This window comes from Marmoricola sp. RAF53 (assembly GCF_052114005.1).
Lineage (GTDB): Bacteria > Actinomycetota > Actinomycetes > Propionibacteriales > Nocardioidaceae > Marmoricola.
On record NZ_JBFRDX010000002.1, the window covers coordinates 166,835 to 189,953 of the forward strand.

The 23,119-nt window shown below is 71.0% G+C and carries 27 protein-coding genes; 10 read left to right on the plus strand and 17 right to left on the minus strand.

The window, feature by feature from the left end; all coding sequences use genetic code 11:
* The first annotated feature begins 114 nt into the window (after positions 1–114).
* Together AB4Y76_RS02420 and AB4Y76_RS02425 are read left to right on the plus strand one after the other, a co-directional pair.
* Complete coding sequence (locus AB4Y76_RS02420; protein WP_441921903.1) at positions 115–1,272, plus strand: right-handed parallel beta-helix repeat-containing protein; 1,158 nt, start codon at positions 115–117, stop codon at positions 1,270–1,272.
* 66 nt (positions 1,273–1,338) lie between these two features.
* Positions 1,339–1,959, plus strand: a complete 621-nt coding sequence (locus AB4Y76_RS02425; protein ID WP_441921904.1) for a hypothetical protein — start codon at positions 1,339–1,341, stop codon at positions 1,957–1,959.
* Positions 1,960–2,032: 73 nt separating this feature from the next.
* Here AB4Y76_RS02425 and AB4Y76_RS02430 read toward each other — a convergent pair whose 3' ends face one another.
* From AB4Y76_RS02430 to AB4Y76_RS02440, 3 genes are read right to left on the minus strand one after another with little or no spacing between them, the layout of a single operon-like run.
* The gene (locus AB4Y76_RS02430; RefSeq protein WP_441921905.1) at positions 2,033–2,293 is read right to left on the minus strand and encodes a hypothetical protein; all 261 of its coding nucleotides are present in this window, start codon (positions 2,291–2,293) and stop codon (positions 2,033–2,035) included.
* 49 nt (positions 2,294–2,342) lie between these two features.
* Positions 2,343–3,497 (minus strand): fatty acid desaturase family protein, encoded by a 1,155-nt coding sequence (locus AB4Y76_RS02435; protein ID WP_441921906.1) that lies wholly within the window; start codon positions 3,495–3,497, stop codon positions 2,343–2,345.
* 18 nt (positions 3,498–3,515) lie between these two features.
* Positions 3,516–4,616 carry a ferredoxin reductase gene (locus tag AB4Y76_RS02440; protein WP_441921907.1) on the minus strand — a complete coding sequence of 367 codons (1,101 nt, stop codon included), beginning with the start codon at positions 4,614–4,616 and terminating at the stop codon, positions 3,516–3,518.
* A 147-nt stretch (positions 4,617–4,763) separates the two neighbouring features.
* Between AB4Y76_RS02440 and AB4Y76_RS02445 the strand changes: the two genes are divergently transcribed.
* Positions 4,764–5,393: a TetR family transcriptional regulator gene (locus tag AB4Y76_RS02445; RefSeq protein WP_441921908.1), complete on the plus strand. Its 630-nt coding sequence runs from the start codon at positions 4,764–4,766 to the stop codon at positions 5,391–5,393.
* A gap of 3 nt (positions 5,394–5,396) precedes the next feature.
* Here the strand turns inward: AB4Y76_RS02445 and AB4Y76_RS02450 are convergent, their stop codons facing one another.
* The 5 genes from AB4Y76_RS02450 to AB4Y76_RS02470 all read right to left on the minus strand — a co-directional run bounded on the left by AB4Y76_RS02450 (position 5,397) and on the right by AB4Y76_RS02470 (position 10,524).
* Positions 5,397–6,920 (minus strand): MDR family MFS transporter, encoded by a 1,524-nt coding sequence (locus AB4Y76_RS02450; protein WP_441921909.1) that lies wholly within the window; start codon positions 6,918–6,920, stop codon positions 5,397–5,399.
* Between the two features lie 185 nt (positions 6,921–7,105).
* Entirely contained in the window at positions 7,106–7,738 is a 633-nt protein-coding gene (locus AB4Y76_RS02455) for an SDR family oxidoreductase (RefSeq protein ID WP_441921910.1), read from the minus strand.
* A gap of 7 nt (positions 7,739–7,745) precedes the next feature.
* Positions 7,746–8,729, minus strand: coding sequence for a zinc-binding dehydrogenase (locus AB4Y76_RS02460; RefSeq protein ID WP_441921911.1), 984 nt, complete (start codon positions 8,727–8,729; stop codon positions 7,746–7,748).
* A 50-nt stretch (positions 8,730–8,779) separates the two neighbouring features.
* Positions 8,780–9,973, minus strand: a complete 1,194-nt coding sequence (locus AB4Y76_RS02465; RefSeq protein ID WP_441921912.1) for an NAD(P)-dependent malic enzyme — start codon at positions 9,971–9,973, stop codon at positions 8,780–8,782.
* 215 nt (positions 9,974–10,188) lie between these two features.
* On the minus strand, positions 10,189–10,524 hold the full coding sequence (locus AB4Y76_RS02470; RefSeq protein WP_441921913.1) for a S26 family signal peptidase: 336 nt from the start codon (positions 10,522–10,524) through the stop codon (positions 10,189–10,191).
* A 58-nt stretch (positions 10,525–10,582) separates the two neighbouring features.
* On the opposite strand from AB4Y76_RS02470, the gene sodN reads away from it, so the two are divergent.
* From sodN to AB4Y76_RS02490, 4 genes are all read left to right on the plus strand, one after another.
* On the plus strand, positions 10,583–10,984 hold the full coding sequence (sodN, locus tag AB4Y76_RS02475; protein WP_441921914.1) for a superoxide dismutase, Ni: 402 nt from the start codon (positions 10,583–10,585) through the stop codon (positions 10,982–10,984).
* A 234-nt stretch (positions 10,985–11,218) separates the two neighbouring features.
* Positions 11,219–12,739, plus strand: a complete 1,521-nt coding sequence (locus AB4Y76_RS02480; RefSeq protein WP_441921915.1) for a S8 family serine peptidase — start codon at positions 11,219–11,221, stop codon at positions 12,737–12,739.
* A gap of 58 nt (positions 12,740–12,797) precedes the next feature.
* Positions 12,798–13,205: an ATP-binding protein gene (locus AB4Y76_RS02485; RefSeq protein ID WP_441921916.1), complete on the plus strand. Its 408-nt coding sequence runs from the start codon at positions 12,798–12,800 to the stop codon at positions 13,203–13,205.
* Between the two features lie 3 nt (positions 13,206–13,208).
* Positions 13,209–13,979 (plus strand): RNA polymerase sigma factor SigF, encoded by a 771-nt coding sequence (locus AB4Y76_RS02490; RefSeq protein ID WP_441921917.1) that lies wholly within the window; start codon positions 13,209–13,211, stop codon positions 13,977–13,979.
* A 20-nt stretch (positions 13,980–13,999) separates the two neighbouring features.
* On the opposite strand, the gene AB4Y76_RS02495 is transcribed toward AB4Y76_RS02490, so the two are convergent.
* A complete protein-coding gene (locus tag AB4Y76_RS02495) occupies positions 14,000–14,404 on the minus strand; it encodes a hypothetical protein (protein WP_441921918.1) in 405 nt (134 codons plus the stop codon).
* A gap of 243 nt (positions 14,405–14,647) precedes the next feature.
* Between AB4Y76_RS02495 and AB4Y76_RS02500 the strand changes: the two genes are divergently transcribed.
* A complete protein-coding gene (locus AB4Y76_RS02500) occupies positions 14,648–14,899 on the plus strand; it encodes a WhiB family transcriptional regulator (protein ID WP_027863177.1) in 252 nt (83 codons plus the stop codon).
* Here the strand turns inward: AB4Y76_RS02500 and AB4Y76_RS02505 are convergent, their stop codons facing one another.
* Complete coding sequence (locus AB4Y76_RS02505; protein WP_441921919.1) at positions 14,900–16,384, minus strand: sensor histidine kinase; 1,485 nt, start codon at positions 16,382–16,384, stop codon at positions 14,900–14,902.
* 174 nt (positions 16,385–16,558) lie between these two features.
* Between AB4Y76_RS02505 and AB4Y76_RS02510 the strand changes: the two genes are divergently transcribed.
* Together AB4Y76_RS02510 and AB4Y76_RS02515 are read left to right on the plus strand one after the other, a co-directional pair.
* On the plus strand, positions 16,559–17,350 hold the full coding sequence (locus AB4Y76_RS02510) for a DUF2785 domain-containing protein (protein ID WP_441921920.1): 792 nt from the start codon (positions 16,559–16,561) through the stop codon (positions 17,348–17,350).
* 41 nt (positions 17,351–17,391) lie between these two features.
* Complete coding sequence (locus AB4Y76_RS02515; RefSeq protein ID WP_441921921.1) at positions 17,392–19,077, plus strand: acetolactate synthase; 1,686 nt, start codon at positions 17,392–17,394, stop codon at positions 19,075–19,077.
* Between the two features lie 3 nt (positions 19,078–19,080).
* Here AB4Y76_RS02515 and AB4Y76_RS02520 read toward each other — a convergent pair whose 3' ends face one another.
* The 7 genes from AB4Y76_RS02520 to AB4Y76_RS02550 all read right to left on the minus strand — a co-directional run bounded on the left by AB4Y76_RS02520 (position 19,081) and on the right by AB4Y76_RS02550 (position 23,052).
* A complete protein-coding gene (locus tag AB4Y76_RS02520) occupies positions 19,081–19,473 on the minus strand; it encodes a thioesterase family protein (protein ID WP_441921922.1) in 393 nt (130 codons plus the stop codon).
* 106 nt (positions 19,474–19,579) lie between these two features.
* Positions 19,580–19,654, minus strand: coding sequence for a 50S ribosomal protein bL37 (locus tag AB4Y76_RS02525; RefSeq protein WP_369759046.1), 75 nt, complete (start codon positions 19,652–19,654; stop codon positions 19,580–19,582).
* Positions 19,655–19,760: 106 nt separating this feature from the next.
* Entirely contained in the window at positions 19,761–20,039 is a 279-nt protein-coding gene (gene rsrA / locus AB4Y76_RS02530) for a mycothiol system anti-sigma-R factor (RefSeq protein WP_441921923.1), read from the minus strand.
* Positions 20,036–20,692 carry a sigma-70 family RNA polymerase sigma factor gene (locus tag AB4Y76_RS02535; protein WP_441921924.1) on the minus strand — a complete coding sequence of 219 codons (657 nt, stop codon included), beginning with the start codon at positions 20,690–20,692 and terminating at the stop codon, positions 20,036–20,038. The genes rsrA and AB4Y76_RS02535 overlap by 4 nt, the downstream gene beginning before the upstream one ends.
* Positions 20,693–20,870: 178 nt before the next feature.
* Positions 20,871–21,503, minus strand: a complete 633-nt coding sequence (locus AB4Y76_RS02540) for an alpha/beta hydrolase family protein (RefSeq protein ID WP_441921925.1) — start codon at positions 21,501–21,503, stop codon at positions 20,871–20,873.
* Positions 21,503–22,276, minus strand: coding sequence for an SOS response-associated peptidase (locus AB4Y76_RS02545; RefSeq protein ID WP_441921926.1), 774 nt, complete (start codon positions 22,274–22,276; stop codon positions 21,503–21,505). Before AB4Y76_RS02545 ends, AB4Y76_RS02540 begins: the two co-directional genes overlap by 1 nt.
* A 38-nt stretch (positions 22,277–22,314) precedes the next feature.
* The gene (locus tag AB4Y76_RS02550; protein ID WP_441921927.1) at positions 22,315–23,052 is read right to left on the minus strand and encodes a hypothetical protein; all 738 of its coding nucleotides are present in this window, start codon (positions 23,050–23,052) and stop codon (positions 22,315–22,317) included.
* Between the last annotated feature and the right edge of the window lie 67 nt (positions 23,053–23,119).

Genomic DNA, 23,119 nt, shown 5'->3' on the forward strand with positions numbered 1-23,119 from the left:
CTGGTGCGTCCTGGTGCGCAACTGAACTCGTCTCGAGCGTAAGCACCGGGCCCCGTCCGCAGTCTCCCTGTCGAGGAGCGGCACGGGTTGCTCCACGACGAAAGGCCGATGCTGATGCCCCTCCGTCTCTCGAGCGCTCTCCTGGTCGTTGCCGTCGCTACGGCCGCGGCACTTGCAGGAGCCTTCCCGGCCGGCGCCCCGGCGCACGCGGACACACTGGTCGCGGCGTGCACCAACTCCACGGCGGACGCCACCACGATCAGGAGCCAGATCGCCGCCAGCGCCGTCGGCGACACCGTCCTCATCCGAGGGCGCTGCCTGGTCAACCAGACGATCGTGCTGAGCGGCGGCCGGACGTACGCCGGGGAGGGAGTTCCGGCCGACACCCAGACCAGCGGCGCCACCCTGGTCCAGGCGCCCGGGACCTCAATGCCGGCGCTGCTGGCCTCAGACAGCTGGGACCTGGACGCGACCTGGGGCGGGGAGCGGATCACCGTGCGCAACCTGGCTCTCGAGGGCAACGGCAATGCCGCGACTTCCGGACTGCTGATCCGTTCCTGGGCGACCACCGTCCGGGACATGCAGATCAAGGGATTCGGGCGGGACGCGATCCAGCTCAGCAACCCGGGCAAGAACGGGACAGCACTGGGCAGCACGCTCGTGGGCGGCCGGATCGTCGACAACTTCCTCGAGAACTCCGGCCGGAGCGCGGTATGGGTGGAGGAGCCCAGCGCGAACAAGATCACGGACTGGCAACTGATGGACAACATCGTGGCCACGACCGGGGACGACGCCTTCCATCTCGCAGACGCCGCCGGCTGGATGGTGGAGCGGAACCACCTCTACGGGATCGGCAAGAACGCGATCTGGGCGAACCGCACGTTCGCGACGTCGATCAACGACAACTACGTCGAGGACTTCGGGCGCGCGGCCACGGACGCCACCACGTACTACGGCATCTGGGCCTCGCTGGCAGGTGACAGCGGCACGGTCATCAGCGACAACCGGATCTTCAACAGCGGTATCACCAGTGCAACGCCGGGCTACGTCTTCCTCGCGGTCACCGGGAACTACGGCAACGGCACCGCGTCGGTCCAGGGCAACCTGCTGCGCGGGCCGGCCTCGACGGTGAGCACGAACCTGACCGGGCTGTCGTACACGAAGGGCACCGGCACCGCGGTCTCGGTCATGAGCGGGACCAACGTGGTCGACCGGATGAGCAGCGGCAAGGCGAAGGTCGCTCCCGACGTGACCGCCCTGACCGGCTACTGAGCGGCGTTCTCGGGAGGTGAGGGATCTGACAGAGACGTCTGTCAGAACTTGTTCTAGGATCTGCGCATGACCGTGCAGTGGATCTCCTCCCCCACCTCCGGGGACGTCACCTACCCCGAAGCACCCTGGGACATGACCGGCCAGCTCTGGCTGTCCCTCTTCAAGGTGCGGGAGGGCGACCACCCCGACCGCGAGCCCGGCGTGTACGGCGTCGCGCTGGTCAAGTACGAGGAGCCCAGCCCGCTCACGTACGGCGAGCTCCTGGTCGCCCGGCCGGTCGACGGGTCGGTCAACATCACCGACATCTGGGTCGACTCGATCCAGTCGGTGCACGGCGGCCGCGACCTGTGGGCGATCCCGAAGGACCTCTGCGACTTCACCTTCACCTCGACCCGCGAGTCCCTGGTCACCCGGACGGCCTGGACCGCCTCGCTCGACGGCGTCCCGATCGTCTCGGCCCGGTTCAGCGACGTCTCGCACGCCGTCCCGCGGCTGCCGTTCAAGGGCAAGACCTGGCAGCAGCGGTCCACCGGCGAGGAGGTCACCGCCGCCCTGGTCGGTTCCTCCAAGGCCGCGCCGTGCCGCTCGCACTGGGAGTTCAACCCCGACGGCGCGCTCGGCTGGCTGGCCGGCAAGCGCTCGTTCGCCTCGTTCCGCCAGGCCGACTTCCGGATGTCCTTCGGCTGAGTCGAGCACCGACGCAAGAGGCCCCGCCCGCAGCGAGCTGCGGGCGGGGCCTCTTCGTTCGTCCTGGGCGGCGTCAGGCCGGGAGGTCGTCCCCGTCGGCCGGCGCGGCCGCGGCCGGGGGCGTGACCGGCGGCACCGGCGAGTCCTGGCCGGCGCGACGCGCCGCGTCCCGGATCTCGAACAGGTCCGTGGCCAGGCCGCCGACGGTCTTGGCGATGTCGGCGACGGCACCGACCACGATCTGGGTTCCCTGACCCACCGCGTGGGTGACCGCCTCGACGCCGTCCTGGAGCGCGTCCTTGCGGATCTCTGCCTTGCTGATGTGGTCCTTCATGCCGACCAGTCTGGGCACCCGGCCCCTCGACGGCAACGTGAGGCCCATCTCAGGCGGCTTCGACGTACTCCGCGGCCTCGGGCTCCGGCGCGGACTTCGCCCGGGTCGGCAGCGCGAGCCGGCAGATCTTCCGCGCCACGGTGAAGAGCTGCTTGGAGAGTCGGCCGGTGTTGTACTCGATGCCGTACTTCTCGCAGAGCGCCTTCACCTCGACCGCGGCCTCCGGGTAGCGCCGAGCCGGGATGTCCGGGTACAGGTGGTGCTCGATCTGGTGCGACAGGTTGCCGGACAGGATGTGGAAGAGCTTGCCGCCGGTGATGTTCGCCGAGCCGAGCAGCTGCCGGTAGTACCAGTGGCCGCGGGTCTCGTTCTCGCACTCCTCCTCGGTGAAGGTGGCGACCCCGGCCGGGAAGTGGCCGCAGAAGATGATGTTGAACGCCCAGATGTTGCGCACGATGTTCGCCACCGCGTTGCCGGCCAGGGTGCTCAGGAAGAACGGGCCGGTCAGGGCCGGGAAGAGCAGGTAGTCCTTGAGGACCTGCTTGCTCACCTTGCGGATGATCGGCCGGCCGACCTTCTTCGTCTCGGCCCAGCTGCGCTCACCGGTCTTGATCTTCTCGACCTCGAGGTCGTGCAGGGCCACGCCCTCTTCGAAGAAGAGCATCAGCAGGACGGCGTAGAGCGGGTTGCCCAGGTAGTACGGGCGCCACTTCTGGTCCTCGTCCATCCGGAGGATGCCGTAGCCGATGTCCCGGTCCTTGCCGAGGATGTTCGTGTAGGTGTGGTGGATGTAGTTGTGGCCGTACTTCCAGTTCTCGCCCGGGGCCATCGTGTCCCAGTCGTAGATCCGCGAGTTCAGCTTCGGGTCGCCCATCCAGTCGTACTGGCCGTGCATCACGTTGTGGCCGATCTCCATGTTCTCCAGGATCTTGGAGACGCTGAGCGCGGCGACGGCGAGCGGCCACGCCGGCGGCAGGTAGAACAGCGCCCGGCCGGCGATCTCGAACTGCTGCTGGCGCTTGACGATCTTGCGGATGTACGCCGCGTCCTCCTCACCGAGGTCGGCCAGGATCCGCTGCCGGATCGCGTCCAGCTCGTCGCCGAACTCCTCGAGCTGCTCGGCGGTCAGGTTCGGGATCTTCGGGTCGCTGGCGGCGACCGTCGCGCGGGGCTTGCCGCTCTTGGTGGTCATCGTGTTGCTCATGGTTGTCTCCCTTGCGGATCAGAGGTCGACGGAGCAGTCGCCCACGGGCGCGCTCACGCAGATTCGGACTTCTTCGTCGGGCAGCGAGGACTGCTCGCCGGTCAGGACGTTGCGGACGGTGCCCGCGGTCTTGGTCTTGGTGCAGGAGAAGCAGATCCCCATCCGGCAGCCGAACTCCGGCTTCAGGCCGAGCGCCTCGGCCTGCTCCAGCAGGGTCTGCCCGGTGTTCGCGGCGGCCTCCCCCGAGCGGGTGAAGCTCACGTCGCCCTCGGCAGCGCCGATCGGAGCAGCCGGTGGCTTGAAGAACTCGACCCGCAGCCGGGGGTTGTCGTCGCCGTAGGCCGCCCGCACCAGCTCGATCAGCCCGGCGGGCCCGCAGGCCCAGGTGTCGGTGTCCCTGAAGTCCGGGACGCGCCGACGCAGCTCGAACTCGCTGAAGGTCTGGTCGCCGTGGCGCAGGTGCACCTCGACGTGGTTGTCGCCGGCGGCGATCGCGGCCAGCTCCTCGGCGAAGATCTGGTCCTCGGCCGAGCGGGCGAAGTGCAGGAAGGTGACCTTGCGGTTCGCGCGGCCGTCGTACCCGTCGCGGAGCAGCGTGCGGACCTGCGACATCACCGGGGTGATGCCCGAGCCGCCGCTGATCATCAGCAGGTGGTTGTTGGTCGGGGTGGCCGCGCTCTCGTGGATCGTGAACTCGCCGTCGGCCTGGCTCAGGTGCAGCATCTGGCCGGGCCGGGCGTGGTTGACCAGAAACTTCGACACCTGGCCCTCGTCGTTGGCGCGGACGGTGAGCGTGAACCGCTCGCCGGGGAGCGAGGCGGCCGAGGAGATCGAGAAGCAGCGGGTCATCCGCCGGGCGGAACCGGGCAGCTCCACGCCGACCTGGACGTACTGGCCGGCGCGGTGGCCGCGCCAGGTGCTGGTCGGCTGCAGGGTCAGCGTGGCGACCGGCGCCGAGCCGACGGCGTCCGGGTTCTCGCGGTGGACGGACACGACGCGGGCTCGAACCTCGGTGGCCGCCCACATCGGGTTGAACATCTCGAGGTAGCGGTCCACACCGTGCGGTGCGGTCAACGCGGCGACGGCCTTGGAGCCGAGGAGCTTGGTGGCGATGCCCATCTGGGGCCTCCTTTCAGTGAACGTGCGTACACTGAAACTATGAAGGCAGTGCTGGAGACGGGTCAAGCGAGGGTCGACGTGACGCCGAACACGGTGTACGTCCGTTCACTGAAAATCACGGGGCCTGACCTCGGTACGCTGACGCCCGTGACCGAGATCCCCACGGAGACCCGCAGCGTGAAGAAGGAGCGCACCCGGCGTGCGATCCTCGACGCCGCGCTGCGCCTCACCGAGGACACCGGGCTGGCCGGCCTGTCGCTGCGCCAGGTCGCCAAGGAGGTCGGCATCGTGCCGACCGCCTTCTACCGGCACTTCGCCTCGATCGACGAGCTCGGCCTCGCCCTGGTCGAGGAGTCCTTCGGCTCGCTGCGCGCGATGATCCGCGACGTCCGCCGCGGCGACCCGTCGCTCAGCGACGTCGTCGACCGGTCGGTCGATGTGCTCGTGGAGCACGTCCGCGAGGAGCGCGCCCACTTCGGGTTCATCGCCCGCGAGCGGACCGGCGGTTCCGCGGTCGTCCGCGACGCGGTTCGCCGCGAGTTCCAGCTCTTCGAGCGCGAGCTCGCCACCGACCTGGCCCGGCTGCCGATGGACCACTGGTCCTCGGAGGACCTGCGGATCCTGTCGAACCTGATCGTCGGAGCGATGATCACCACGGCCGAGGAGATCCTGCGCGCCGACGCCCGGGACCTGACCGAGATCAGGCACCGGGCGCGGACGCAGCTGATGATGACGATCGTCGGCGCCGTCAACTGGCGCTCGAAGAATTCCGGCTGAGGATCAGCCGGCCGGGACAGCCTCGGCGTCGTCGAGCAGGTCGTCGATCTCGTCGTCCCCGATCGGCGCGACGGGCCCACCCGTCTGCGGCAGCCGGCCGGGCAGCAGGACCGCCAGGACGATGACGACCACGGAGAGAACCGCACTCAGGGCGAACGCCCACTGCATGCCGCCGACGTAGGCGCTGGTCCCGGAGGCTCCGCCCTTGGCCAGCGACTCACCGCGGGCGGTGAGGACGGCCACCGAGAGCGCCGCGCCCATCGCGCCCGCGACCTGCTGGAGCGTGCCGAGCAGCGAGCTCGCGTGCGAGTACAGCTGCGGCGGGACCGCACCGAGGCCGAGGGTGAACACCGGGGTGAAGACGCAGGCCAGGCTGATCATGAGCAGGATGTGCGCCCCGAGGATCAGGGCGTACGGCGTACTCGTGCCGACCTGGGTGAACAGGCCGAGCGCGATCGTGATCCCGATCGAGCCGGGGATCACCAGCGGGCGGCCGCCGACGCGGTCGAACGCCTTGCCGACCGTGGGGCCGAGCAGACCCATCGCCAGACCGCCCGGCATCATCAGCAGGCCGGTCTGCAGGGGCGTCAGGCCGCGCACGTCCTGGAGGTACAGCGGGATCAGCAGCATCGATCCGAGGAAGCCCATGAACGCGAACGCCATCAGCACCAGGGCCTTCGCGTACGTCGGGTGCGTCAGCGTGCGCAGGTCCAGCAGTGGCGACCCGCCCCGCTGCAGCGACACCTGCCGCCACACGAAGAGCGCGAGGACCACGGCCGCACCGCCGATGAGCAGGTACGGCGAAACCGCCGCGTCGTCCTTGCCGATCAGGCTCAGCCCGTAGACCAGGCCACCGAAGCCGATCGCGGAGAGCACCACGCTCACCACGTCGATCGAGCCCGCGGTCGGCTCCCCGACGTTCTTGAGCCGGCGCAGGCCGGCCAGGCCGATCAGGGCGGCGATCGGAAGCACCAGACCGAACATCCAGCGCCACGACAGCGTGGAGAGGATCAGGCCGGAGACGGCCGGGCCGAGCGCCGGTGCGACCGACATCGCCAGGGTGACGTTGCCCATCACCCGGCCGCGGTCGGTCTCCGGGACGACGTTCATCAGCGTCGTCATCAGCAGCGGCATCATCACCGCGGTGCCGGTCGCCTGGATCACCCGGGCCACGATCAGCAGCCAGAACATCGAGGCCGGCGTCACCGCGGCCAGCAGCGTGCCGGTGCAGAAAACGGCCATCGCCAGGCCGAAAGCCTGTCGCGTGGTCACCCGCTGGAGGAACCAGCCGGTCACCGGGATGACCACCGCCATCGTGAGCATGAACGCGGTGGTGAGCCACTGGGCCGCACCGTTGCCGACCCCGAAGTGCTCCTTCAGGTCGGGGATCGCGTTGATCATGATCGTCTCGTTGAGAATCACGATGAAGGTGGCCGCGACGAGCCAGCGGAGCACGGCCATGTCCGCGGGACTGGTCCGGGCACCGGTAGCCGGGGCGGCAGCGGACGTGCCGGGGGCGTGTGACATGAGGTAAGTCCTTCGTAGGTCGGGGGCGGGCCGAGAAAACTCCGCCCGGAGAACCGTTCTCATCCCTACGACGAACGACTCCGGCCGAGTACGACACCGGCTACGCAAAAAAGAACCTAGAGGCCGGCACCGACATTCCTCGAACGGTTTTCCGGTCCAGGCCAGTGCGGAAATCGGTTGCGGGCTCAGCGGGGCCGGATGACGATCTCCGGCACGGTCGCGTCGGCGGGCAGGTCCAGGACGTGCAGGATCGTGTCCACCACCGTGTCGGGGCGGAGCCAGCGGGAGGCGTCGTACGTGCGGCCCTCCTGCTCGTGCACCTTCTCCTGCATCGGGGTCGCGGTGCGGCTCGGGAACACCGTCGTGACCCGGACACCGTGCTCGGCCTCCTCGGCCCGCAGCGCGTCGGCCAGCGCGCGTAGCCCGAATTTCGACGCCGCGTACGCCGCCCAGCCCGCGTACGCCGCCAGTCCGGCCGACGAGTTCACGAAGACCACCGTCCCGCCGGCGGCGCGCAGCGCCGGCAGCAACGGCCCGGTCATCAGCGCCGGCGCGTTCAGGTTGACGGCGATCTGCCGCTCCCACTCCGCCACGCCCACCGAGGCGACCGGGTCGAGCTCGACCGTGCCGGCCATGTGCACCAGCGAGTCCAGCCGGTCGACGTCGAGGAGCTCGGCCCAGCGCCGTACCGCGGCGCCGTCGGCCAGGTCCACGTCCGCGCGGGTCACCCGGAGGACGCGGTCGCCGCGCTCCTCCAGCCGGTCGGCGAGGGCGAGCCCGATACCCGAGCGGGCTCCGGTGACCAGGTGGGTGCGCATCCGCGACCTACCGGGTGCTGTGCTCGTTGACGAACACGATCTTGCCGAACAGGTCGCCCTCGGCCATCGCCGCGAACCCGTCGCGCGCCTGGTCCATCGGCAGCTCGCGGTCGACCAGCGGCCGGGCCCCGGTCGCGTCGAGCATGCTCAGCAGGCTGGCCAGCTCGGTGGCGCTGCCCATCGTCGAGCCGATCACCTTCAGCTGCAGGAAGAAGATCCGGGTCAGCTCGGCGTCGTCGAGGTTCGGGCCGGAAGTGGTGCCCGAGATGACGATCGCACCTCCCGGTCGCAGCGCCCGGATCGAGTGCGACCAGGTGGCGCGGCCGACGGTCTCCATCACGGCGTCGACCTTCACCGGCAGCCGGGCGCCGGACTCGAAGACCTCGTGGGCGCCGATCTCCAGCGCGCGGGCGCGCTTGGCCTCGTCCCGGCTGGTGGCGAGCACCTTCAGGCCGGCGGCCCGGGCCAGGATGATCAGCGCGGTCGCGACGCCGCCGCCGGCGCCTTGCACCAGGACGGTGTCGCCGGCCTTGAGGTTGCCCTGCGTGAACAGCATCCGGTACGCCGTCAGCCAGGCCGTCGGCAGCGTGGCCGCCTCGGCGAAGGAGAGCGAGGCCGGCTTGGGGATCAGGTTCGCCCGGGGTACCACGACGTAGTCGGCGAACGTGCCCTGGTAGCGCTCGGAGAGGATCGACCGCTTCGGATCCAGGGTCTGGTCGCCGGTCCACGACGGGTCGTTGACGATCGCGTGCACGACGACCTCGTTGCCGTCCTCGTCGTACCCGGCGGCGTCGCAGCCGAGGATCATCGGCAGCGCCTCCTCGCGCAGGCCGACACCGCGCAGCGACCAGAGGTCGTGGTGGTTCAGCGACGCAGCCCTGACCTGGACCTTGGCCCAGCCGGCGGGCACCTCGGGATCCGGGCGTTCGCCGACCACCAGGCCGGACAGAGGGTCGTCGGAGGAGAACTTCTCGGCATACACAGCGAACACGTGGTCACAGCTCCCAGTCGAGGACGAACGGCGTCAGGCGTGGTTCGAGGCTACCTACGGGCGACGCCGTCGCGTCGCGCCGCCTCCGCGACCGCGCTGGCGACCGACGGCCCGACCCGCGGGTCGAACGGCGACGGGATGATGTAGTCCTCGCGGAGGTCGTCGCCGACGATCGCGGCGAGCGCCTGGGCGGCGGCCAGCTTCATGCCCTCGGTGATCGCGGTCGCGCGGGCGTCGAAGGCGCCCCGGAAGATGCCCGGGAAGGCGAGCACGTTGTTGATCTGGTTCGGGAAGTCCGAGCGGCCGGTGGCGACCACGCGCGCGTACTTGTGAGCCACGTCCGGGTGCACCTCCGGCGTCGGGTTCGCGAGGCCGAAGATGATCGCCTCCTCAGCCATCGACGCCACGACCTCCTCCGGGACGGTGCCGCCGGACAGGCCGATGTAGACGTCCGCGCCCTCCATCACGGCGGCGAGCGAGCCCCACCGGCCGGTGGTGTCCGCGGTGTCGGCCGCGAGCGCGCGCTTGCTGGGGTTCATGTCGGTGCGGTCGCGGTGCAGCACGCCGGCCCGGTCGAGCACCGCGATGTCGCGGTAGCCGGCGGCGAGCAGGATCCGGGTGACGGCGACACCCGCGGCACCGGCGCCGGAGACGACGATCCGGACGGTGTCGTGGTACTTGCCGGTCAGCGCCATCGCGTTCTCCAGCGCGGCCAGCGTGACCACGGCGGTGCCGTGCTGGTCGTCGTGGAAGACCGGGATGTCGAGGCGCTGCTTCAGCCGCTCCTCGATCTCGAAGCACCGCGGCGCCGAGATGTCCTCGAGGTTGATGCCGCCGAAGCTCGGCGCCAGCCGCACGACGGTCTCGATGATCTCGTCGGTGTCGGTGGTGTCCAGGCAGATCGGGATCGCGTCGATCCCGCCGAACTGCTTGAACAGCACTGCCTTGCCCTCCATGACCGGCATCGCGGCCCGCGGGCCGATGTCGCCGAGGCCGAGCACCGCGGTCCCGTCGGTGACGACGGCGACGGTGTTCGCGGTCCAGGTGTAGTCGCCGTAGATCGACGGGTCCTCGGCGATCGCGGTGCAGACGTCGGCGACACCGGGGGTGTACGCCAGGGAGAGCTCGTCGGGGCCGTTCAGCGCCACGGTGGAGGCGATCTCCATCTTGCCGCCGGCGTGCAGCGCGAAGACGGGGTCGTGGGCGCGGGCCCCTTCGATCGGTGCAGGTTCCAGATCAGGCATTTGGTCAAATGCAACCATGAGGTTGGCTCTCTCGTGACATCGGGAAGCGGGACTGCGTCCTCGCTCAGGGCTGTGCGCAGGAAGCGGAAGGCGTGAGGCTGCTCGAACGCCGACCTTGCGTGAGCCGGTGGAGTGCCGTACCGAGGGGGTGACCCAGCGCCCATCGTCTCACAGACACCACGGCGTCCCCAGGGGCAAGGGGTGAATGTGGCGTATCAGACACGTGAACGTACCCGGCCCGGCCGCGGCCAGATCCGGAACCGCACGACGCCGCGGATGCTGCGGTCCGGGAGGGCGCCGCGGTGGCGGGAGTCGACCCCCTGGTCCCGGTTGTCCCCGAGCAGGAACCAGCCGGGTTCGCCGGCCCCGGTGCTCTGCCGGTACGCCGCGCGCTTGACCACCAGGGCGCCGTCCGGGAAGTCGGCGACGACGACGTCGCCCGGGTCCGGCGTACGGCGGTAGTCGACGACCAGCCGGTCCCCCGACCGCAGCGTCGGCTCCATCGACGGTCCGCTCACCACGGCGAGACCCCAACGACGGCTCGGTTCCACGCGGAGTAGTGTCGCAGGTGCTTTGCCAATCCCAGTGATCCACCAGAGAGGACCGAGGATGTTCGCGCGACTGTTCGCACCCACCGTCGAGGTTTCCGCCCACTGCGACCTGCCGTGCGGTGTCTACGACCCGGCTCAGGCCCGCATCGAGGCGGAGTCGATCAAGGCGCTCATCGCCAAGGTCGCCGACAACGACGACCCCGACTTCCGCACCCGTGCGATCCAGATCAAGGAGCAGCGCTCCGAGCTGGTCAAGCACCACCTCTGGGTGCTGTGGACCGACTACTTCAAGCCCCCGCACTTCGAGAAGTACCCGCAGCTGCACACGCTGGTGAACGAGGCCACCAAGCTCGCCGGTGCCGGCGGCACCAAGGGCTCGCTGGACGCCGAGGTCGCCGACCAGCTGCTCGCCAAGATCGACGAGATCGCCACGATCTTCTGGGAGACCAAGAAGGCCTGAACGCAGTGAAGGCCTTCGCCGTCTGCCGCACGCCTGAGCTCGCGAGGACGTGACCGGGACCAAGAAGGCCTGACTGGTCTTCCCCGGCACTTCCCGAACGGGACCACACCTGTCACAGGTGTGGTCCCGTCTCGCATTTCCGACGAACCCTCTTGTGGTCGCCGGTACCCGGGCATAGCGTCGAAAGTTGGTCGAAAACGGCTTGTTTCCGACCAATCACATCGGGAGGGTCAGATGAAGCAGCAGAAGCATCATCTCGGGATCACCGCGCTCGCCGGACTACTCGTCGCAGGCGGCACCGCGCTCAGCGTCCTCACCCCGACGGCCCAGGCCGCCCCGGCAGGAACCTCGACGAACTACCTCGTGCTCTACCAGGAGGGCGCATCCAGCTCGGGCGCCGCCACCGCGGTCGCCAAGGCGGGCGGGTCCGTCGTCGCCAACTACAGCCAGATCGGCGTCGTCGTAGCCCGGTCGGCCAGCAGCGGGTTCGCTGCCGCGATGAGCAGGACGGCCAAGGTCAGCGGGGTCTCCTCGACGGCCGGCTTCGGCGTCCGCGACGTCGCGGACAACCTCGGCTCCGACAGCGCAGCGGCCGCGGCCGACCTCGTCCCGCTGAACGGCACCGACACCCTCTCCGGCCTCCAGTGGGACATGGCCCAGATCAACGCGCCCCAGGCCCAGGCGGTCAACCCCGGCAGCAGCTCCGTGGTCGTCGGTGACATCGACACCGGCCTGGACTACACCCACCCCGACCTCGCCCCGAACGTCGACTTCAGCCGCAGCGTCGACTGCACCAGCGGAGCACCGAACACCAACCCGGCCGCCTGGATGGACGACAACGGCCACGGCACCCACACCGCGGGCACGATCGCCGCGGCCGCCAACGGGATCGGCATCGTCGGGGTCGCCCCGGGTGTCAAGATCGCCGGCATCAAGGCCGGCAACGCCGACGGGTTCTTCTTCCCCGAGGCCGTCATCTGCTCGTTCATCTGGGCCGGCACGCACGGCATCCCGGTGACGAACAACAGCTACTTCGCCGACCCCTGGCTGTACAACTGCAAGAACGACCCGGCCCAGCGGGCGATCTGGCAGGCCGAGCGGCGCGCGATCAAGTTCTCCCAGCAGCAGGGCAGCATCGTCGTCTCCGCCAGCGGCAACGAGGCCGACGACCTATCGCACCCGACCCAGGACGCCACCAGCCCGGACGACACCAACCCGGTGCTGCGCGACATCTCCAACGCCTGCGCCGTCGTTCCCGTCGAGGTGCCCGGCGTGGTCGGCGTCGGTGCGACCGGCAACCTGCGGCTGAAGTCGTTCTACTCCTCCTACGGCGTCTCGGCCGTCGACGTCGCGGCCCCCGGCGGCGACTCGATCCTGCAGCTCACGGCCGACGCCCCGAACGGGCGGGTGCTGTCGACCTGGCCGGCGAGCCTGCTCACGGTCACCTGCCTGCCGGCCCGACGCGTGGTCGACCCCTCCGGCGCGACCTACTGCTACCAGCAGGGCACGTCGATGGCGAGCCCGCACGCGGCCGGCGTCGTGGCGCTGATGCTGAGCGTGCGACGTTCCACCAACGGTGTCGCCGCGAAGCTCGGGTCGACCGCCACCCGCCTGGCGTGCCCGGCGGACGTGTCGGCGTACGCGTTCTTCCCGTCGGTGAACAGCGGGGCGCCGCAGACCTGCCAGGGAGGCACCGGCCACAACAGCTGGTTCGGCTCCGGTGAGGTCGACGCGCTGAACGCGATCACGAAGTGACCGGCCCGGACGGGGTCGCTCCCACGGGAGCGACCCCGTTCGGCTTAGTCTCGGTCCCATGAAGCCAGACGCCGAGGTCCGCGTCCCTGCCGAGACGGCGTACGTCGCCGTGGTGAGGATGGCGACCGCCGGCATCGCGGCACGGCTCGACTTCACCCTCGACGACATCGAGGACCTGAGGATGGCGGTCAACGAGGCCTGCGCGATGGTGCTCGCCCGGGCCCGGCCGGAGGCGGACCTGATCGCGTCGTACCGGCTGTCGCCCGAGCGCATCGACGTCCGGATCGCCGCCGAGTCCGAGCAGGCCACGCCTCCGGACCCGGAGAGCTTCGCCTGGCAGGTGCTCTCGACCACCGCGCGGGACGTCCGCGCCGAGGCGGTCGACGGTCTGCTCGTCATCCACCTGGCCGTCGCCCGGGACCCGGCCCCGGCCTCCGGGACACCCGTCACGAGCCTGCGGGGCTGACGGGTGGACGATCCCACCGGTGACGGCACACCGCGGGAGCGCAGCGCCGCCCTCTTCGCGGTCCTGCGCGACCCCGCGACCGACGAGGCCGCCCAGTCCGAGGCGCGCGCCGCGCTGATCGAGCTGCACCTCCCGCTGGTCGAGCACTGCGCGCGCCGGTTCCTCAACCGCGGCGAGCCGCTCGACGACCTGGTCCAGGTCGGCACCATCGGGCTGATCAAGTCGGTCGACCGTTTCGACCTCGACCGCGGTGTCGAGTTCTCGACGTACGCGACCCCGACGATCCTCGGCGAGATCAAGCGACACTTCCGCGACAAGGGCTGGGCGATCCGGGTGCCGCGCCGGCTCCAAGAGCTGCGGATGGCGATCACCGCCGCCACCGCCGAGCTGAGCCAGCAGCTCGGCCGGTCCCCCACCCCGCGGGAGATCGCCGAGCAGATCGGCGTCGGCATCGACGAGGTCCTGGAGGGCATCGAGTCCGCGCACGCCTACTCCACGCTCTCCCTGGACGCCGGCGACGGCGCCGAGGGCTCGGCCGGCTCGATGCTGGAGACCCTCGGCGTGGACGACGAGGCGCTCGAGAACGTCGAGATCCGGGAGTCGCTGCGCCCGCTGCTGGAGGGGCTCCCGGCACGGGAGAAGCAGATCCTGCTGCTGCGCTTCTACCAGCAGAAGACCCAGTCCCAGATCGCCGAGGAGATCGGCATCTCGCAGATGCACGTCTCCCGGCTGCTCAGCAGGACGCTGGAGCAGCTCCGGTCCTCGATCGACTGAGTGCTCGACGGACGGCCGGGTCAGTCGTCCCGCTCGGACTCGTTCATCGCCTCGATGGTGCGCGGGTGCAGCATGCCGACCAGGACCACCACCGCCGGCACGGCGAGGGCCACCGAGGCCTGCCAGGTGCCGCCGGTCCCGAAGTTCCAGGCCAGGCCGAGCGCGATCAGCTGAGTGAGCATGACCGGGCCGCGGGCCCACACGCGCACGCGGGTCAGGCCCCAGGCGCAGGCAGCCATCGCGACGCCGAGGACGAGGAAGAACAGTGCGGTGGTCACGCCCATCACCGCGCGGCTGCCGGTGAGGTGGAACAGCTCGGCGACGCCGTACGCCGCGGCGACGACGCCCTCGGCGAGCACCACCCCGGCGGCCACCAGGAGCGGGACCGGGGCGCCGTGGCGGGTCAGGTCGGAGAGGGCGGGCACGACACGGAGGGTAGTCGCGCGCACCCAGCCGCTCGGAGGCGGGTGATTGAAAACCGGTCTTTTTGTGACCAAGGCGACCTGCGTGGGGTCTTGTGCCGGGCAGCAGATGTTGCGAGCATCTGTGGGTAACTGCGCCCGTCTCGGCGACGTAGTTGCGCCCCTCCCCCTGGACCCGATCGGTCCGGGGTTGGGCAAGACCTAGTGAACGCGTTCACACACCCTCCAGAACAGGAGTCCTTCGCCATGGATTGGCGTCACCGCTCTGCGTGCCTCGACGAGGACCCGGAGCTGTTCTTCCCCATCGGCAACACCGGGCCGGCCATCCTCCAGATCGAGGAGGCCAAGCAGGTGTGCCGTCGTTGCGACGTGCGCGAGCAGTGCCTCGCCTGGGCGCTCGAGGCGGGGCAGGACCACGGTGTGTGGGGCGGCCTGAGCGAGGACGAGCGCCGCGCCCTCAAGCGGCGCAACGCACGGGCCCGGGTCCGCACCGCCTGATCAGGCGCGTCCGGCGCTGAACCCCTCGGGACGGAACGCGAACGCGACCTCGGTGCCGGTCCCGTCCGCCCGTGGACCGATCGTGAGCGAGCCACCCAGCTCGGCCACCAGCGTCCGGACGATCGACAGGCCCAGGCTGCTCAGCCCTGCGGGGTCGAACCCCGCGGGCAGGCCGATCCCGTCGTCGACGACGCGGACCGACAGCACCCGGTCCTCCTCGCCGGCGAGCACCTCCACGGTCCCCGCGCGCTCGTCGGGGAACCCGTGCTCCATCGCGTTCTGCAGCACCTCGGTGATCACCATCGCCAGCGGCGTGGCGACCTCGGAGGCGACCGTGCCGAACGACCCGGTACGCCGCAGCCGGACCGACCCCTGGTGCGCCCCGACCTCGCTGACCAGCGCGATCAGCTGGTCGGCGACGGCGTCGAACTCCACCGCCTCCTCGTAGCTCTGGCTCAACGTCTCGTGGACCACGGCGATCGCGCCGACCCGGCGGACCGCCTCCTCGAGCGCCTCCCGCCCGCTCACCGACTCGATCCGGCGCGCCTGCAGGCGCAGCAGCGCCGCGACCGTCTGCAGGTTGTTCTTCACCCGGTGGTGGATCTCGCGGATGGTCGCGTCCTTGGTGACCAGCTCGCGGTCGCGGCTGCGGAGGTCGGTGACGTCGCGGAGCAGGATCAGGCCGCCGGTCTGCTCGCCGGTCGGCCGCAGCGGGATCGCCCGGACGATCACGGTCGCGTCGCCGTTGCCGATCTCGACGTCGCGCGGCACCCGGGCCCCGAGCACCGCCGAGATGGTCTCCTCGTCGGGACGCAGCGCCGGTGGCACCAGCGACCGGGTCACGTCGGCGAGGTCCTGGTCGGCGAGATCACCGGCGAGCCCGAGCTTGCGGAAGACCGAGAGCGCGTTCGGGCTCGCGTAGCTCACCTTGCCCGACGGACCGAGCAGGATGAATCCGTCGCCGACCCGGGGCGAGTCGGCGTGGTCCGAGCGCTGCCCCGGGTACGGGAAGGCGCCGTGCGCGATCATCTGGGTCAGCTCGCTGGCGGTCTGCAGGTAGGAGAGCTCCAGCCGGCTCGGGGTGCGCACGCCGTGCAGGTTCGTGTTCCGGCCGACCACGGCGATGACGCGGCCGTCGCGGCGTACCGGGATCGCCTCGACCCGCACCGGGACGTTGTCGCGCCACTCCGGGTCACCGTCCCGGGCGATCCGGCCGTCGCGCCAGGCCGCGTCCAGCAGGTGCCGCTTCCCGGCCGCGACGAACGTCCCGACCACGTCGTCGACCAGCGCGGTCGGCCCGGTCGTCGGCCGCATCTGGCCGCCGGCCCAGAACCCCGAGCCGTCCCGGTCGGGAAGCCACAGGACAAGGTCCGCGAAGGACAGGTCGGCGATGATCTGCCAATCCGCCTGGAGCAGTGCCAGCCAGGCCACGTCGTCGGAGGTGAGGTCGGTGTGGGCGCGGGCGAGCTCGGGGAGCGACAGCACGGAGCCAGCGTAGACGCCGCGCCGGGGACCGCCGCGGGACGGCCCGGAAAGGGCCCAACCGGGCGGTGAGACCCGGCGGTACCGGATGCAAGAATGGGCCATATGGCCTCGGGATTTTGGGAGCAGGTAGTCGCGGACGGGTTACGGGTCCCCCCGGACCGGTCGTTGGTCGAGATGACCGAGGACCTGACCCGGATGCTCGGCGACCCGGACCCCGACATCCGCGAGGGGATCGCGTTCCCGACGATGGCCACCTGGATCGACGAGGGCGTGTACGACGACCTGCTGGTCGGCCTCGGCGACGGGATGTGCCACGGCCTGGACGTCGGCCTGGGCGCCCGGGAGGGCGACACCGTCTTCCGGCGCAGCTTCTCCGCGCTGATCCTCACCGAGTGCATCGACCGGACCACGGTCGCCGGCCTGGGCGGCCCGGACGTGGTGATGCGCTGGGGCGACCGGGTGATGAGCTGGCTCTCCCGCGAGCAGGACCTGCGCGGCTTCGTCCCCGGCAAGGGCTGGGCGCACGCCGTCGCGCACGGGGCGGACGCGCTCGGGGCGCTGGCCCGGTCGCCGTACCTGGGCCGGCTGGAGCTGACCGTGGTCCTGGACGTGATCGCCGACCGGCTGCTCGCCGGCACCGACGCGTTCCTGGTCTGCGGCGAGGACGACCGGCTGGCCTTCGCGACCATGCACCTGCTGCGGCGCGACATCCTCGGCCTCGACGTGCTGGAGCCGTGGGTGGCCCGGCTCGCGGCCGGGGCGCGCACCCGCGGCAGCGCGACGGTGAACCCGTTCCGGGTCGCCGGCAACGTCCAGGGCTACCTGCGCAGCCTGCACCTGCAGCTCGCGCTCTCCCCCGCCGGGCCGACCGGTCACCCGGCCGTCCGCTCGGACCTGCTGCTGGTGCTGATGGAGCAGCTCCGCGCGACCAACCCGGCGTACTTCGCACCGCGACGCGCGCACTGACGCCCTCCCGCCGGGGGACCTGCGCTTGTAGCCTCACGCTCATGACGCAGGTTCCCGAGCAGGACGTCCAGACCGGTGCCGCCGTCGAGGCGCACGCGGGCCAGCACGCGGTCGAGGTCGCCCGGGCCCACGGGGTCTCCGCGCTCTACACGCTGTCCGGCGCGCACGTCTTCCCGATGTACGACGGCGCCGTGAAGGCCGAGCCGCCGATGCGGATCCTGGACGTCCGGCACGAGCAGACCGCCGCCTTCGCCGCCGAGGCCACCGGCAAGCTCACCCGGAAGCCGGGTCTGGCGGTGCTCACCGCGGGACCGGGCGTGACCAACGGCGTCAGCGCGGTCGCGCAGGCGCAGTTCGCCGGCTCGCCGATGGTGGTCGTCGGCGGACGCGCTCCGGCGAACCGCTGGGGCACCGGATCGCTCCAGGAGCTCGACCAGCCGCCGATCCTGGCGCCGGTCTCCAAGCTGGCCCGCACCCTGCACACCGCGGCCGACGTGGCGCCGGGGCTGCACGAGGCGTTCACGGTCGCCGGCTCCTCGCACCGCGGACCGGTCTTCGTCGACGTCCCGATGGACGAGTTCTTCAACAGCGCCAGCAGCGTCCGGCCGGCCGTCGCCGCCGCCGAGCCGGTGGCCCCGGACCCGGACGCGCTCGCCGCGATCGCCGGGCTGCTCGTCGCCGCGCGGCGGCCGGTCCTCGTCCTCGGCACCGACGTCTGGGCCGACGGGGCCGAGGAGGCCGCGCTGCGGCTGGTCGAGGAGCTCCGCATCCCGGCGATCACCAACGGGATGGGCCGCGGCGTGGTCCCCGGCGGGCACCCGCTGCTGGCGACCAAGGCCCGTGGCCAGGCACTCGGCACCGCCGACCTGGTCGTCGTGGCCGGAACCCCGCTGGACTTCCGGCTCTCCTACGGCGTCTTCGGCGGCAAGGACGGCGCACCGGTCGCGAAGACCGTGCACCTCGCCGACTCCCCCGGCCAGGTCTCCGCGCACGCCGAGCTCGCCGGGTCCGCCTCCGGCGACCTCACCCTGGTCCTGGACGGTCTGCGCGAGGCCGTCCTCCGCGCGCGGCACAAGCCGGACTGGGCGGAGTGGACCGAGGCGCTCGCCGCCACGGTGGCCGCGGCCACGGCGCGGGACGCCGAGCTCCTCGGCGCGACCGCCGACCCGATCCATCCGGCGCGGATCTACGGCGAGCTGGTGCCGCGGCTGGCCGAGGACGCGATCGTGATCGGCGACGGCGGCGACTTCGTCTCCTTCGCCGGCAAGTTCGTCGAGCCGAAGCGGCCCGGCGGCTGGCTCGACCCCGGCCCGTACGGCTGCCTCGGCGCGGGCCTCGGCGCCGCGATCGCAGCCCGGCTGCACCGGCCCTCGGCGCAGGTCGTCCTGCTGTACGGCGACGGCGCCGCCGGGATGTCGCTGATGGACGTCGACACCCTGGTCCGGCACGACCTGCCGGTGGTGATGATCTGCGGCAACAACTCCGCCTGGGGGCTGGAGAAGGGCCCGATGCAGATGCTCTACGGGTACGACGTCGCCGCCGACCTCGCGCCGCGGACCCGGTACGACGAGGTGGTGAAGGCCCTCGGCGGAGCCGGTGAGTGTGTCACCGACCCGGCGCAGATCGGTCCCGCGATCGACCGGGCGTTCGCGGCGAACGTGCCCTACTTCGTCAACGTGATCACCGACGTGAACGCGGCCTACCCGCGGAGCACGTTCGGCATCTGAGGGCTAGAGACGCCCGAGGAACCGCTCGACGTCGACGACCACCCGGGTGATCTCGCCGGTGCCGAGCAGCTTCTGCGACCCGGTGTCGCGGGCCTCGACGGCGAAGCGGACGAGGCGGCCGTCGGCGTAGGTGACGGTCGCGGTGACCGCGACCGCGGCCCCGACCCGGGAGGCGGCCAGGTGCTCGAGCGCGACCCGGGTCCCGACCGAGGTCGACCCGTCGGGCAGGTCGAGGACGGCGCAGGTGACCGCCTCGCACCAGGCGAGCAGCACCGGGGTGCCGAGCACCGCCAGACTGCCGGAGCCGACCGCCGCGGCGGTGTCGGCGTCGGAAACGACGAACTCCCGGGTCGTCGTACGACCCAGGAGTTCGGGAAGCTCTGAAGCGTCGGTCAACGTAGGACCTGACACTCAGGCGTTGGGGCGCTTGCCGACAGGGGATGCGGAGCATCCCCTGCATGACAGAGCGCGCCTGGYGCGGACCACGGGAAGCCCGACGCCGTCAGGCGTTGGGGCGCTTGCCGTGGTTCGCGCCCTTCTTCTTGCGCGCGCGGCGCTTGCGGCCGGTCTTGCCCATGTCGGTCCTCCTCGCAACTGCTCTGGTCCGCCCTCGATCGGCGGAGCAGCGGTCATCTTCTCACCGAACCCGGGCGCGGCACCAATCGGGCCCCTCCGTGGGCCGGTCAGCCGACGTCGGTGCCCGACTCGGAGATGGTGACCTGCACCTGCCGGATCCGGACCAGGACCTTCTCGCGGAGGCTGTCCGGGGCGTGCTCGGAGCAGGACCGCGCGACCAGCGCCTTCACGGTGCGCTCCAGGTCGTACTTGGCCAGGCACGGGCCGCACTCGTCGAGGTGCTGCTGGATGACCGCGCAGTCCGCCTGCTCGAGCTCGTTGTCGATGAACGTGAAGATCTGGTGGATGATCTTCGAACAGTCCTGGGAGTCGTGCGAGGAGGTCATGACCCCGAACCCTTCGTGCCGGAGGGGAGCAGGTCGTTGTCGCGCACGTAGTCCGAGAGCATCTCGCGCAGCTGGCGGCGGCCGCGGTGCAGCCGCGACATCACGGTTCCGATCGGGGTGTCCATGATCTCGGCGATCTCCTTGTACGGGAAGCCCTCGACGTCGGCGAGGTACACCGCGAGCCGGAAGTCCTCGGGCAGGCGCTGGAGCGCCTCCTTCACGTCCGAGTCCGGAAGGTGTTCGAGGGCTTCCATCTCCGCGGACTTCAGTCCGCTGGAGCTGTGCGACTCGGCGCGGGCGAGCTGCCAGTCCTCGACGTCCTCGGCCATCGACTGCTGCGGTTCCCGCTGCTTCTTGCGGTAGGTGTTGATGAAGGTGTTGGTGAGGATCCGGTACAGCCAGGCCTTGAGGTTCGTGCCGGGCTTGAACTGGTGGAACGCGGCGAACGCCTTCGCGAACGTCTCCTGGACGAGGTCCTCGGCGTCCTGCGGGTTGCGGGTCATCCGCATCGCGGCGGAGTAGAGCTGGTCCAGGAACGGCAGCGCGTCCTGCTCGAACCGGAGCTGGCGCTCCGCCTCGGTCTCGTTGGCTACGTCGACGCCTCCCTCGGCGGGAGCTGCAGCGCCGACCACGGTCTCAGGTGAGTCGGTCATCGTCCCCAACAGTAGCGAGACGTCCGGCGAAACGGCATCCTGCGTCGGTCGGTCGAGCACGGCCAGCACGGGAGCTCCTTCCTCGGACGGTGTCCCGGCGACCGGTCGGCCGCCGACGTGGGTTCCAACACCGGCACCCCGTCGCGGATTCCCGCGCCGCCGCGCAGTCCCGAGCGGACTAGCCCGTCACCTCGCGGACGATCCACTCCAGGACCGCCTCGGCGATCACGGCGAAGGCCTCCTGCTGGGTCAGCGGCGCCGAGCGCGGGACGCGGAGCGCGTGGTCGCCGGACGGGACGACGGCCAGGTCGACGTCGGCGGGGAACTCCGCGGGCGTGCCGAACGGGTCCCGCTCCCCCTGCACCACCAGGGTGGGCACCCCGGCACCCTCGAGCTCGTCGAGCCGCGACTTCTCCGGCTTGCCGGGCGGGTGCAGCGGGAACGCGAGCGCGAGAACGCCGGCGGCGCCCGCGCCCGCGGCGATCCGGCAGGCCGCCCGCGCACCGGCGCTGCGGCCGCCGAGGACCACCGGCGTGCGGGGTCGGAGGGCGGCGAGGACCGAGGTGTAGGCCTGGTCGATCAGGGCCGGGCGCGGGGCGAGCTTCTTGCCCACCACCCGCCACGGCATCTCGACGAGGACCACGGTGATGCCGTGGCGCGGGAGCGCCCCGGCGAGGGCCACCAGGTCGGCGGCCTCGATCCCGCCGCCGGCTCCGTGGGTGAGCACCAGGGTGACCTGCGGCTCCCGGGCCCGGTAGGTGACCAGCCGGGCGTCGCCCTGCGGTGTCGGTACGCGTCGGCTGGTGGACATCAGGCCCCTTCCAGGGGGATCGGCGCGATCAGCTCCGGACCGTTGTTCGCCACGTTGGAGACCAGGGTGGAGACCGGGTACGCCTCGAGCAGGCCCGGCGCCGCGGGTACCAGCAGGCCGAGCAGGTCGGCCCGGGCGTTGTTGGTCGGGTCCAGCCAGGCGTCGTACCGGTCCCGGGTGAGCATCAGCGGCATCCGGTCGTGGATCCGGCCGAGGTCGTCGGTGGCGTCGGTCGTGATCACCGTGCAGGTCCACCGCCAGCGCAGCGGGTCGTCGGCGTCGCGGTCGGGGTCGCGCCAGAGCTCGTAGAGCCCGGCCATCGCCAGGATCCCGCCGTCGCGGGGCCGGATGAAGAAAGGTTGCTTGCGCGGCTTGCCGGACTTCGTCAGCTCGTCGGTCTCGTACCACTCGTAGTAGCCGTCGGCGGGAAGGATCGCGCGCCGCTTCTCGAACGCCCGCCGGTACGCCGGCTTCTCGGCGACCGTCTCCATCCGGGCGTTGATCATCCGGCTGCCGATCTTCGGGTCCTTGGCCCACGACGGCACCAACCCCCAGGTCAGCACCCGGGCCTGCCGCTCGGCCGGCAGCTCCTCGCCGTCCGGGCCCCCCTCGTCAGTGGCAGCCTTGCGGGGCGGCCGCTCGACGATCCCGTAGACCTCCTTGGTCGGCGCGACGTTGTAGTCGGCCTCGAGTCTGGGCAGGTCGGCGGTGCGCAGCTCGAACTCCTCGACGAGATCCTCGGGATCCACGCTGGACGCGTACCGACCGCACATGCGGACAGGCTAGCGAGGAGGACGGACGCCGACGGGGACTAAGTCCTCGCCAATTCGTCGAGCAGCGCCACGCTCGCGGCGTGGTTGTCGGGCAGGCCCTCGATCCAGACGCGGGCCGGCAGGTCCCCGATCGGGGTGCTGCCGCTGATCAGGTCGCGCAGCACCGCGACCCGGTTGCCCAGGGTCTCCGAGCGCTCGGCGAGCACCAGGAGCCGGCTCGGCCCGGCTTCGCCGATGGTCTCGGACCCGGCGAACACGAGGCGGGCGCGGTCGGCGAGCCGCGCCATCGCGAGCGCGCGCCCCATCCCGGCAATGTCGCGCAGGTCGGCCGGTTGGTCGATGACGATCAGCACGTGCTCCACCGCAGTGGTGGACTCCTCCGCCGCCCGGAGCACCTCGGCGACCCGGGTGCGGACGTGGGCCAGCGTGGCCAGGCCGGTCAGCGGGTTCTCGCAGGAGACCTGGTGGAGGAAGCTCAGCGTCTCGTCGCTCCACGCGACGCTGAGCGCCTCCGTCGACTCGAAGTCGGGCTCGCGCCGGACCACCAGGTCGAAGGTGGACCGGAGCCCGTGAAGGGCCTCGGAGAGGTCGATCCCGTCACGGGCCAGGTCGCGGCCCACCACAGCACACGCAGCGTGGACCTCGGCGCCGGCAACGAGAGCCTCCCCAATTGCCTCGAAGCGTGCGGGCAGCTGGCGCCGCAGGCGTTCGGGCATCTCCTGGCTCTTGTTGCTCGTGGTGACAGACCGGTTCGTCAAGGTTCCGAAGAGGCCCATCCCCACTCCTTCCGGGTCCTGCTGTTTGTGCGGGTTCGGCACCCCCGTGACCGAACTCGGGAGTGAA

Bases quoted from the DNA above. Each gene is read 5' to 3' on its own strand.
- AB4Y76_RS02535 (WP_441921924.1), bottom strand. From the start codon at position 20,692: ATGACCGACTCACCTGAGACCGTGGTCGGCGCTGCAGCTCCCGCCGAG.
- AB4Y76_RS02420 (WP_441921903.1), top strand. From the start codon at position 115: ATGCCCCTCCGTCTCTCGAGCGCTCTCCTGGTCGTTGCCGTCGCTACG.
- AB4Y76_RS02465 (WP_441921912.1), bottom strand. From the start codon at position 9,973: ATGCCTGATCTGGAACCTGCACCGATCGAAGGGGCCCGCGCCCACGAC.
- rsrA (WP_441921923.1), bottom strand. From the start codon at position 20,039: ATGACCTCCTCGCACGACTCCCAGGACTGTTCGAAGATCATCCACCAG.
- AB4Y76_RS02510 (WP_441921920.1), top strand. From the start codon at position 16,559: ATGACCGAGGACCTGACCCGGATGCTCGGCGACCCGGACCCCGACATC.
- AB4Y76_RS02440 (WP_441921907.1), bottom strand. From the start codon at position 4,616: ATGGGCATCGCCACCAAGCTCCTCGGCTCCAAGGCCGTCGCCGCGTTG.
- AB4Y76_RS02550 (WP_441921927.1), bottom strand. From the start codon at position 23,052: ATGGGCCTCTTCGGAACCTTGACGAACCGGTCTGTCACCACGAGCAAC.
- AB4Y76_RS02455 (WP_441921910.1), bottom strand. From the start codon at position 7,738: ATGCGCACCCACCTGGTCACCGGAGCCCGCTCGGGTATCGGGCTCGCC.
- AB4Y76_RS02545 (WP_441921926.1), bottom strand. From the start codon at position 22,276: ATGTGCGGTCGGTACGCGTCCAGCGTGGATCCCGAGGATCTCGTCGAG.
- AB4Y76_RS02425 (WP_441921904.1), top strand. From the start codon at position 1,339: ATGACCGTGCAGTGGATCTCCTCCCCCACCTCCGGGGACGTCACCTAC.
- AB4Y76_RS02435 (WP_441921906.1), bottom strand. From the start codon at position 3,497: ATGAGCAACACGATGACCACCAAGAGCGGCAAGCCCCGCGCGACGGTC.
- AB4Y76_RS02480 (WP_441921915.1), top strand. From the start codon at position 11,219: ATGAAGCAGCAGAAGCATCATCTCGGGATCACCGCGCTCGCCGGACTA.
- AB4Y76_RS02485 (WP_441921916.1), top strand. From the start codon at position 12,798: ATGAAGCCAGACGCCGAGGTCCGCGTCCCTGCCGAGACGGCGTACGTC.
- AB4Y76_RS02430 (WP_441921905.1), bottom strand. From the start codon at position 2,293: ATGAAGGACCACATCAGCAAGGCAGAGATCCGCAAGGACGCGCTCCAG.
- AB4Y76_RS02450 (WP_441921909.1), bottom strand. From the start codon at position 6,920: ATGTCACACGCCCCCGGCACGTCCGCTGCCGCCCCGGCTACCGGTGCC.
- AB4Y76_RS02500 (WP_027863177.1), top strand. From the start codon at position 14,648: ATGGATTGGCGTCACCGCTCTGCGTGCCTCGACGAGGACCCGGAGCTG.
- sodN (WP_441921914.1), top strand. From the start codon at position 10,583: ATGTTCGCGCGACTGTTCGCACCCACCGTCGAGGTTTCCGCCCACTGC.
- AB4Y76_RS02540 (WP_441921925.1), bottom strand. From the start codon at position 21,503: ATGTCCACCAGCCGACGCGTACCGACACCGCAGGGCGACGCCCGGCTG.
- AB4Y76_RS02515 (WP_441921921.1), top strand. From the start codon at position 17,392: ATGACGCAGGTTCCCGAGCAGGACGTCCAGACCGGTGCCGCCGTCGAG.